At 69.6% G+C, this 7743-nt stretch carries 6 protein-coding genes; 4 read left to right on the forward strand and 2 right to left on the reverse strand.

The window, feature by feature from the left end:
• Nucleotides 1–75: 75 nt before the first annotated feature.
• The gene (locus tag DL519_RS17120; RefSeq protein WP_190816253.1) at nucleotides 76–825 is read right to left on the reverse strand and encodes a thioesterase II family protein; all 750 of its coding nucleotides are present in this window, start codon (nucleotides 823–825) and stop codon (nucleotides 76–78) included.
• 541 nt (nucleotides 826–1366) lie between these two features.
• On the opposite strand from DL519_RS17120, the gene DL519_RS17125 reads away from it, so the two are divergent.
• From DL519_RS17125 to DL519_RS17140, 4 genes are all read left to right on the forward strand, one after another.
• A complete protein-coding gene (locus DL519_RS17125; RefSeq protein WP_317891373.1) occupies nucleotides 1367–1591 on the forward strand; it encodes an MbtH family protein in 225 nt (74 codons plus the stop codon).
• A gap of 135 nt (nucleotides 1592–1726) precedes the next feature.
• Complete coding sequence (locus DL519_RS17130) at nucleotides 1727–2446, forward strand: aspartate/glutamate racemase family protein (RefSeq protein ID WP_190816255.1); 720 nt, start codon at nucleotides 1727–1729, stop codon at nucleotides 2444–2446.
• A gap of 84 nt (nucleotides 2447–2530) precedes the next feature.
• Nucleotides 2531–3727, forward strand: a complete 1197-nt coding sequence (locus tag DL519_RS17135; RefSeq protein WP_190816257.1) for a cytochrome P450 — start codon at nucleotides 2531–2533, stop codon at nucleotides 3725–3727.
• A 98-nt stretch (nucleotides 3728–3825) separates the two neighbouring features.
• Nucleotides 3826–4995, forward strand: a complete 1170-nt coding sequence (locus DL519_RS17140) for an NAD(P)/FAD-dependent oxidoreductase (RefSeq protein WP_223839141.1) — start codon at nucleotides 3826–3828, stop codon at nucleotides 4993–4995.
• Nucleotides 4996–5244: 249 nt separating this feature from the next.
• Here the strand turns inward: DL519_RS17140 and DL519_RS50070 are convergent, their stop codons facing one another.
• Entirely contained in the window at nucleotides 5245–7704 is a 2460-nt protein-coding gene (locus DL519_RS50070; RefSeq protein ID WP_397545059.1) for an amino acid adenylation domain-containing protein, read from the reverse strand.
• Nucleotides 7705–7743: the final 39 nt, after the last annotated feature.

Below are 7743 nucleotides of genomic sequence, written 5' to 3' on the forward strand. Positions count from 1 at the left end.
AAGAAGTTTGGCTCATCAGACCTCCTCGGCCGTCGGTGTCACCCGACTCTAGGAACGGGCCTTATCACGCCGATATCAGCTGAGCGCGCCCGCGATCTCCTGCAACAGCGCGGCTTCGTGCTCGACGAGGTAGAAATGCCCGCCGGGCAGGATCCGGTGCCCGAACCCGCCTGAGGTGACCTCGGCCCACGTCATCAGATCCGGCTCGGCGGCCTCGGCGTCGTCGACACCCGCGTACGCCGACACCAGCGTGCGCAGCCGACCGGTCGGCTGCGGCCGGTAGGTCTCGGACAAGGTGAAGTCCGCCCGGATCGGCGGCAGCAGCAGCGAACGCAGCTCCGGGTCTTCGAGCAGCCGGTCTTCGTCCCCGCCGAGCCTGCGGACCTCCTGCACGAGCCCGTCGTCGTCGAGCAGGTGCAGCGCGCGCGGGCGCTCCCGCAACGGCGACGGCTGACCGGAGACGAACAGCCCGCGCAGCGGCAGGCCCTGGCGTTCCCAGCGCTGCGCGACCTCGTAGGCGACCCAACTTCCCATGCTGTGCCCGAAAAGCGCGATCGGCACGTCGTTGAGCGGCAGCAGCGCCTCGGTGACCTCATCGGCCATCGAGTCCATCCGCTCGAAGGGGGCCTCGGTGAGGCGGTCCTGCCTGCCCGGGTAGCGGACGGCGAGCACGTCGACGTCGGCGGGCAGGCCCTCGTGCCAGGTGCGGAACGCCGACGGGCCGCCTCCGGCGTGCGCGAAGCACACCAGGCGCACCGACGGTGTCGTGGGAGCGGGGCGGTACCGGCGGAACCAGAGTTCGGCACGTTGTTTCAGCAGCGACATGGAAAATCCCGAGTAGGTTCTGTTTGGTGAGCGGCGGCGGCCGCTTGCGGTGTGGGGCTCAGCCGGACCACCCGCGGGTTCTCAGAGCCTGTTGGTGAATGGTCTGGGTGGGTGGTCGCTTAGCGGAACCTGAGAGGTTCTCTGGACTGCGGGTGCCCCTCCTGATGTATGTCCAATACGCGGCGGAGGGGCCGTCCTCGCCAGAAAACCTCTCAGAACCCGCCGATGGTCGTCTTGGCATGGTGGATGCAAGCGGCTACGCCGCTTCCAAAGGCGCGGACGGCGTTCGCCGACAGGCTCTCAGACGTTCTCTCCCGAGGACAGCTTCGACGTGGCGTATTGGTCATACGCGATGTCGGAGATCCCGGAGCGAGAGAGCCTCTGAGGTCCCGCCAGGCGACCCACTACGTAAACCATCAAAGTACTTCCTAGACAGCGGTATCGGCCGATATCGTGCCAATAAGACCGGCGATTAGCGTGGCAGCAGCAGAGAACCCCCGCGCCAAGACGATACCCCTTCCCGGACAAGAGGACGCACATCATGACCAATCCGTTCGAGGACGCCGACGGGACCTACCTGGTGCTGGTCAACGAGGAGGGCCAGCATTCGCTGTGGCCGTCGTTCATCGACGTGCCCTCGGGATGGACCGTCGCGCACCCCGAGGACACCCGGCAGGCCTGCCTCGACCACATCGAGCAGAACTGGACCGACATGCGCCCGAAGAGCCTGGTCGAGGCGATGGCGGGCGCCGAGGCCGCGAAGTAGCGCCGTGACCACGAACGTTCGCCGGTTCGGCTGCGGAGGGGAGTTTCGCGCGAAACTGCCCCTTTCCGTGAGAAACCGTGGCGGTGGGGCTTGAGTCCCGCGGCTGACACCGCCTGTGAAAGGGATCCCGGCGCGGTGGTTCCCCGCTGGGGCGGGACGCTCGGTGTGCTCGGCGGAATGGGGCCGCTGGCGTCGGCGGCGTTCCTGCGGACCATCTACGACCTGCACGCGGGCGGTCCGGAGCAGTTGCTTCCGCGCGTGCTGCTGGATTCCGACCCCGGATTCCCGGACCGCACCGAGGTCATCCGCAGCGGCGGCGAGCGCGAGTTCGCCGCGCACCTCCAGCTCCGGCTGGAGGAATTGCGCGCGGCCGGGGTGTCCCGGACGGTGATCGCGTGCTTCACCGCGCACCACTTCCTGCCGCTGGTCGATCCGGTCACGCGGGCGACGGCGGTGTGCCTTGTGGACGTCACGGTCGACCGGCTGGCCGCCCGCTCCGGCCGTTTCCTGCTGCTGGCCACCCGGGGAACCCGGCAGGCCAGGATCTTCCAGAACGCACCGGGCTGGCCGGCAGTGGCCGACCGGGTCGTGCTCCCCGGCGACGACGACCAGGACCTCGTGCACCGGATCGTCTACGAGATGAAGCGCGCCGGCGGCTCGCCGCAGGCCGTCGACGTGGTCGACCGGCTGCGGCGGCGCTACGACTGCCGCGGCGTGATCGCCGGATGCACGGAGTTCCACCTGGTGTCCCGCGAACTCGTCGACCGGTGCGGGCCGGAGAACGTGGTCGACGCGCTCCGGCAGATTGCCGTCGACGTACCCAGGCTGCTCGCCCTCGACCACGGCGCCGCCTGACGAGTCCATAGCGGACTCTACTTGGGCAGCAAGTCTGAAACAGTCCCTTCGCGGTGATCCCGCCGCACGGCACGGAGAACAGCTATGACCCGATCCCAGCCCATCGCGGTACCCCTGGCCGACGGCTCGGCCGAACTGTTCGACTGGCTCGCGCGGATGCGCGACGAGCACCCCGTCTGGCAGGAAGGCGAAGGCGCGTACCACGTGTTCCGGTACGCCGACGTGGCGCGCGTGGTGTCCGAACCGGCGGTGTTCTCCAACGACGCGAGCCGGGTCAACCTGGAGCTGGCGAACCTGGTGCGGGGCAACATCAACTCGATGGACCCGCCCGAGCACGGCAAGCTGCGCAAGCTGGTCAGCCAGGCGTTCACCCCGCGCACGGTCGCCGGCCTGGCCCCACGCATCGCGGAGCTGACAGCCGAGCTGCTGGACCGGGTCGAGGATGACGAGTTCGATCTGGTCGACGCGCTCACCTTCCCGCTACCGGTGATCGTGATCGCCGAACTGCTCGGGGTTCCCGCCTCCGACCGCGACCTGTTCCGCTGCTGGATCGACCGGCTGCTGTCGTTGCAGGGGCTGAGCTCCCGCGAGGAGGTCAATACCGACTCGCCGGACTTCCTGGAGCGGATCATCGAGGCCACCCACGAAATGGACGGGTACCTCCTCGAACACTGCCGGGACCGGCGGCGCAACCCGCAGGACGACCTGATCAGCAAGCTCACCCTCGCCGAGGTCGAGGGCGAACGGCTCACCGACGACGAGGTGGTCAAGTTCGCCAATGTGCTGTTCGCGGCGGGCAACATCACCACCACCCTGCTGCTCGGCAACGCCGTGATGCTGCTGGACGGCTCGCCGCAGGTGGCCGAGCTGCGCGCGAACCGGAGCCTGCTCGCCCCGGTGATCGAGGAGGTGCTGCGGCTGCGCCCGCCGTTCACTACCGTCAGCCGCGTCACCACCCGCGAGGTGGAGGTCGCTGGGACGGTCATCCCGGCGAACCGGATGATCACCCCGTGGCTGATGTCGGCGAACCAGGACGAGCGCCGGTTCCCGGACGCGCGGCGGTTCGACGTGCACCGCGACGCCGGCCAGCACCTCGCCTTCAGCCGCGGCATCCACTTCTGCCTCGGCGCGCCACTGGCCCGGATGGAGGCCAAGATCGCGCTGGGGGCGATGCTGGACCGCTACGCCGACATCGCAATCCGCTGGGACGAACCGATCTCCTACCACGAGCGCGGCATCTGGGGCGCGAAGACCGTGCCGGTCCGGGTGCGCCGGAACTGAGCAGGACCGCGCTGGTCCACCGAACTGATCCACACCGTCTGTCGACCACCCCTGACGACAGGCCGCACAGAGAGGCCCGATTCTTGCAGGATGTCATCGTGGTCGGCGCGCGGTGTGCAGGTGCGCCGACCGCCATGCTCTTCGCCCGCGCCGGATACCGGGTGCTGTTGCTGGACAAGGCGAAGTTCCCCAGGGACACGCTGTCCACGCACTACCTGCACCAGCCCGCCGTCGCGCGGCTGGACCGGTGGGGCGTGCTGGATTCGGTGGTGGCCACCGGGTGTCCGCCGGTCGACCGCATCAGCTACCAGAATGGGGACATCCGGCTGGACGGCTGCTCGTGGGCGGTCGACGGGCACCGGGAAGGGTACGCGCCCCGGCGGACCCGGCTGGACCCGGTGCTCGCCGAGGCGGCGGTGGACGCCGGGGCGGAGTTCCGCGAGGGCTGCCGGTTCGACGAACCGATCTTCGAGGACGACCAAGTCGTCGGCGTGCGCTACCGGACCCCGCAGGGCAGCCTCGCCGAGGAACGCGCCCGGCTGGTCGTCGGGGCCGACGGGATGCGCTCGTCGTTCGCCGATGCCGTCGGGGCGGGCACCGTCACCGGGGATCCGACGATGACCTGCGCCTACTACAGCTACTGGTCCGGTGTCCCGGCGCACTTCGAGTTGTACGAGGCGCCGAACCGGTGGGTGGGCACGATCCCCACCAACGACGAGCTGACGCTGGTGGGCAGCTACTTCCCGCAGTCGGAATTCGACCGGGTGCGGGCGGACGCGGCCACGGCGTACCTCGACAACGTGCGCACCACCGCGCCCGAACTGCACGAGCGGCTGCGCGATGGCGAGCAGGTCGAGCGGCTCTACGGCACCGGTGAGCAGCGCAACTTCTTCCGCCAGGCCGCCGGTCCGGGCTGGGCGCTGGTCGGCGACTCCGGTCACCACAAGGACTCCATCACCGCTCGCGGCATGATGGATGCCTTCCACCAGGCCGAAATGCTCGTCGACCACGTCGGCACCGACCTGCACGACGAGGAGCGGCTGGCCGCAGCGCTGGAGGACTACGCCGAGGACCGCGACGAGTACATGATCGACGCCTACCGCAGCACCCTCACCGTCGCGGAGCTGTCCATGCCGCCGGAGCGGCTGCGGATGCTGCGCGCCATCGCGGGGAACCAGGACCTCGTCGACGGCTACTTCGCAACCTTGTCGGGTGCCTGCGAGGTCGACGACTTCTACACCGAAGAACTGCTCGCCCAGGTCGTGTGACCCCGCCCCCACGCAAGAGTGCCCGTACCAGCTTCGGTACGGGCACTCTCTCCGGTACGGCAGATACGCGAATGGCCGTTCCCGCTGCGGAGCAACAGGAACGGCCACTGGGGGCAGAGATCGCCAAAACCGACGACCCCACGTGCACCCAGGTCGGGACCGCCGCTGGCGAACTCGCCGACCTCATCATCCAGTAACCCAGATGGGAGTGTCGGGGACCGTCCGGTGAACGGTCCCGCCCGGGTCGTCCTACTCGGCGGCGAATCCGATCCGGTCGGCCAGGATCGAGGCGATCTCCGCCGCCGGCGCGGGTTCCAGCATGCGGACGTGCACACAATCGATCTTGTGCACGTCGATGTCGCCGGAGACGTGGTCGCGCCAGGCCTCCGGGGACATCCAGCCCTTCTGGTTCTGGGTGGCGACCACTAGGGTCATGTCCCCGTCCAGCCGTGCCACCGGTCCGGGGATGACGAGGCGGATGCTGTTGAGCATGACCTCCAGGGCGTGCGCCCGCTGGTCGTCGTCGAGCCTGCCGAGTTCACTTTCGCTGCGGCCGAGCAGACTGACGATCCGCGCCCGCGTGGCCTCCTCGCCCTCGGGCACCTCGTTGCTCTCGCCCTCGCGGCCGTAGATCTCGCCGTACTCCCGGCACAAGTCGGCCAGCAGAACGCCGCGGTCGGAGAGGTCCTTGCCGCCGTCGGAGTCGGGGTAGGCGTCGAGCACCGCCAGCAGCCCGACCTCGTGGCCCTGCTCCCGCAGCTTGGCCGCGAGCGCGTGGGCGATGTTGCCGCCCAGCGACCAGCCGACCAGGTGGTACGGGCCGGAGGGCTGGATCTCCCGGATGCGCTGCGCGTAGTCCTCGGTCAGCTCGTCCAGCGAGCCGGGCAGCCGACCGTTCCCGTCGATACCGCGCGCCTGCACGCCGTAGACCGGGAAACTCGCGTCGAGGTGCCGCAACAGCACCGAGTACCGCCAGCTCAAACCCGCGATCGGGTGCACGCAGAACAGCGGGTGGCGGCTGCCTTCCGTCCGCAGCGGCAGGATGACGTCGAAGGCGTTGCTGCGACCGCCGCCACCGAGTTTCTCCGCGAGCGCGGCCGGGGTCGCGGCCTCGAAGACGTCCCGGACCCCGAGCTCGCCGCCGAGTGCACCGCGGATCTCGGCTACCAGCCGAGCGGCGAGCAGCGAATGTCCGCCGAGGGCGAAGAAGTTGTCGTCGATGCCCACGTGCGCCAGCCCGAGGACGTCGGCGAACAGTCCGCAGAGGACCTGTTCCTGTGCGCTGCGCGGCGTCCGTGCCGCGGACTGCTCGTACACTGGCGCGGGCAGCGCGCGATAGTCGATCTTCCCGTGCGCTGTCAGGGGAAGCTCGTCGAGCGCGACGAACGCGGAAGGCACCATGTAGTGCGGAAGCTCGGCGGCCGCATGTGCCCGCAGCTCCGCCGTGTCGGCGTCGGCGACCACATAGGCGACGATGCGCTTGTCGCCCGGCCGGTCCTCGCGGACGGCGACCGCAGCCCGCGTGACGGCGGGATTCCTGCTCAGCACGGCCTCGATCTCGCCGGGCTCCACCCGGAAGCCCCGGATCTTGACTTGGTCGTCGCTGCGGCCCACGAACTCCAGCTGTCCGTCAGCGCGCCATCGCACCAGGTCTCCGGTTCGGTACATCCTCCCGCCCGCGACCGGATCGGCGACGAAGCGATCCGCCGTCGCGGCCGGTCGGTTGAGGTAACCCCGCGCCAGACCGGCGCCGGCCAGGTAGAGCTCGGCAGTGACGCCGTGCGGAACCGGACGCAGCGCGGCGTCGAGCGCGTACGCCCGCACGCCCGGGATCGGGCTCCCGATCGGTGTCGGTCCACCGGAGGACAACGGGTCGCTGATGGTGGCGCAGACCGTGGTTTCGGTCGGTCCGTACTCGTTGACGAGACGACGCCCGCGCGACCAGTGCGCGACCACCTCCGCCGACGGCGTTTCCCCACCGGCCGCGATGAGCCGCAGCGCGGGAAGTTCCGCGCGCGGCATCGCGGCGAGCACCGCCGACGGGAGGAAGGTGTGGGTGATCGCGCGCTCGGCAAGGAAGTCGGCGAGTTCTTCGCCCGCCAGCGAATGCGGCGGAACGACCAGGCAGGCTCCGGTGAACAGCGACAGGCACAGCTCGTCCACCGACACGTCGAAGCTCGGTGCGACGAACTGGAGAACCCTGCTCGTCTCGTCGATGTCGTGCGTCCTGGCCTGCCCGTCGACGAGCCCGGCGAAGCCGCTGTGGGTCACCACGACGCCCTTGGGCCTGCCGGTCGATCCGGACGTGTAGATCACGTAGGCGGGGCTCGACACGTGCCGCGCGACGACCGGGTCACTGTCGGCTTGGGATTCCACGCCAGACAGATCGAGAACTGCGGCGGTGTCCGGAAGTTCGGTACCGGACTCGGCGATCACCAGTGCCGGACGGGCGTCGTCGAGCACCAGCGCGATGCGCTCGGCGGGGTGGTCCGGGTCGACCGGCAGGTAGGCGGCCCCGGCCTTGACCACCGCGAGCTGCGCGGTGACCAGGTCGATGCCCCGCGGCAGGGCCAGCGCGACCAGTTCCTCGGCCCCAACTCCCCGAGAGATCAGCAGGTGGGCCAGCCGGTTCGCGCGGGCATTGAGCTCGGCGTAGGTCACCGCCTGGTCGCCGCACTCGACCGCCGTGTTGTCCGGAGTCCGGCGCACCTGGGCCTCGAACAGCTCGGGCAGCGTGACGCCTTCCGG

Source organism: Saccharopolyspora pogona (assembly GCF_014697215.1).
In the GTDB taxonomy this organism is placed as follows: domain Bacteria; phylum Actinomycetota; class Actinomycetes; order Mycobacteriales; family Pseudonocardiaceae; genus Saccharopolyspora; species Saccharopolyspora hattusasensis.